Genomic DNA, 2,739 nt, shown 5'->3' on the forward strand with positions numbered 1-2,739 from the left:
GTATAATCGGCTTTCTCGGATCCAACATGTACTATCATGTAAAACTTAAACCATACAACGACGAGAAGTTGATTGGCATTGCGGAACAAATGAAGCAGTACGCGGAGAAACAATCTGATGACATACATGTATATCTGCAAAATRCCGCGGCACTAGGTTATCAAATATATTTGACGGATGGTCAAGGAAACAATACCTTCTATGGACGTGAATTTCGCGAGCATGATTTGGACAATCACATGACAGAATTAGTCCTCGGCGGTAATTTGTATCATGGTGTTGCAAACTTTCCGAACAAGCCTTTTATTTCTGGTTTTTTTGATAATCGTATGAGCAATACAGTAGGTGTTCTTGTTCATGGAAGCGATCGAAATTATGCCCTATTCATGCGTCCAGATGTGATTCTACAATTTGGTGAATTGCGTATATTTTTTGCCCTAATTATTTTGTTCACAATTGTCATGAGCATCCTACTCTTCTTAATCAGTACAACCTATTTAGTCAAGCCAATTACACGTCTGTCAGATGCGACAAAACGAATTGCCCAAGGAAATTATAATAGTAAGCTACTTATCAATAGACGTGATGAAATAGGGCAATTGGCAGAACATTTCATGACAATGAGCTATGAATTGGACAGAGTTGATCAAGCACGTCAACAATTTGTATCCAACGTCTCACATGAAATTCAATCACCACTAACGTCAATTCAAGGATTTGCAACGGTACTCGCAGATCGCGAACTTCCAACGGATGAACGCAAGCATTATGCATCGATTATTGAGAAAGAGAGTCGCCATTTATCTATGCTAAGCAAGCAACTGCTTTTGCTTTCGTCACTTGAACAAGGGCAAGAAGCAGTAAATAAGCAAACATTCCTACTACGAGGGCAAATTCGTCAAGCTGTTCAAGTTCTGCAATGGCAGATTGAGGAGAAGGAGCTGCTGGTCAAGTTGTCTATCTCCGAAACGCTGCAACTTTATGGCGATGAAGTGCTGCTTATGCAAGTTTGGATGAATTTGATTGGTAATGCAGTAACACATATACCAAAGGGAAGTAGTATTGATATCCGTGCCGAACGGATAAACTCTTATTGTAAAATATACATTCAGGATACAGGTGATGGTATTGCGTCGGAGCATATACCTTTTTTGTTTGACCGCTTCTATAGGGTAGATCGTGCACGTGAGCGTTCTTCCGGAGGAGCGGGTCTTGGACTATCGATTGTAAAGAAAATCGTTCAAGTTCATGAGGGAAGTGTTGAGGTAGCCAGTTCGTCTAACGGAACCACCTTTACGGTAACTCTCCCTCAGATGTAATCTGTTATTCATTTGCCGTTCATTTTCGCTTCCTATACTTTAGTTATTACGAAGGAGGGAAGCAACATGTATTTAGCTATTCGAGAAATGAGATTTGCCAAGGCTCGGTATACATTAATCGCTACTATTATGGTGCTTGTTTCATTTCTTGTCTTGTTTGTCACTGGTCTTGCACAGGGTCTAGCTTATGATAACGCGGCTTCTGTTAAGAATATGACGGCAACTCATTTTATCTTGGAACAGGATTCTAATCACCGCTTCACGAGGTCTCAAGTCGATCAAAATGTGTTAGAAAAAGCTGGTTTACTAGTAGGAGAAGAGAATGCAGAGCCACTTGGTGTGAGAATGACTACGGTTATTCCATCTGACGGTACGGAGAAAATTGATGTTACTCTTCTCGCGGTTAATAGCAATGGCTGGCTAGCCCCAACAGTAACAGAAGGTTCACCCCTCTCGGATACTATGAAAGGAAAGGTTCTCGTTGATCAAACAATGTCTGATTCTGGCGTCAAAATAGGCACAGTTATTGTTGATCAAGCCTCAGGAACAAAATGGACTGTAAACGGATTTGTGAAAAACGAGTCATTCAGCCATACACCGGCTGTGTTTCTAAATAAGCAGGACTGGCTTAGTCTTCAGACGCAGACACTTACCCGTCCAGGAAATAAATCAGCAGATAGTCAAGTTTACAATGCGATTGCTGTTAAAAGCTCGAACGAGAACGTTAAGGATCTTCAGGCCGCGCTGCCTAAAACTGAGGTTATAACGAAGTCTGAGGCCGTGTCTGCGATTCCTGGATACAAAGAAGAGCAAGGCTCTCTTATGATGATGATTGTATTCTTGTTTGTTATTTCAGCTTTTGTTCTGGCCGTCTTCTTTTATGTCATCACGATCCAGAAAACCAGTCAATTTGGTATCTTGAAAGCGATCGGTACACGCACTGCCTATTTAGCTAGGAGTGTGACGATGCAAGTTATGGTCTTATCTGTCGGTAGTTTGGTTATTAGCGTCCTGCTGGTACAGTTGTTTGAGGCCGTATTGCCAAGCTCTATGCCATTTCAATTAGGTTTGTCCACCATGTTACTTACTAGTTTGTCCTTTGTACTAATGTCTCTTGCAGGCTCATTATTTTCAGTGTGGAAGGTCGCTAAAATTGACGCTTTGGATGCGATTGGGAGGACAGCAGCATGAGAAACAGACTTGTATTACAGGCGATTACACGTACTTTTGAAGATGGTGGTATTGAACGGACGATTTTGGATGAGCTGAACCTTGAGGTAGCTGAAGGTGAGCTGGTTGCTGTGATGGGACCTTCTGGCTCGGGAAAGAGTACATTTCTATCCATAGCAGGAGCGCTTCTTGAACCAACGAGTGGCCATGTTCTACTCGACGGAGAATCGATCATTGGCAAAAGCAAGCA

At 42.0% G+C, this 2,739-nt stretch carries 3 protein-coding genes; all 3 read left to right on the top strand.

Annotated features, from left to right (window positions below; all coding sequences use genetic code 11):
• The first annotated feature begins 2 nt into the window (after positions 1-2).
• The gene (locus AC1DUA_RS32665) at positions 3-1,319 is read left to right on the top strand and encodes a sensor histidine kinase (protein WP_477503695.1); all 1,317 of its coding nucleotides are present in this window, start codon (positions 3-5) and stop codon (positions 1,317-1,319) included.
• Positions 1,320-1,385: 66 nt separating this feature from the next.
• Positions 1,386-2,510 carry an ABC transporter permease gene (locus AC1DUA_RS32670; RefSeq protein ID WP_477503696.1) on the top strand — a complete coding sequence of 375 codons (1,125 nt, stop codon included), beginning with the start codon at positions 1,386-1,388 and terminating at the stop codon, positions 2,508-2,510.
• Positions 2,507-2,739, top strand: a 233-nt coding sequence (locus AC1DUA_RS32675; RefSeq protein WP_477503697.1) for an ATP-binding cassette domain-containing protein, incomplete at its 3' end; no start/stop codon positions are given. The genes AC1DUA_RS32670 and AC1DUA_RS32675, both read left to right, overlap by 4 nt.

Source organism: Paenibacillus sp. 01T422 (assembly GCF_056398785.1).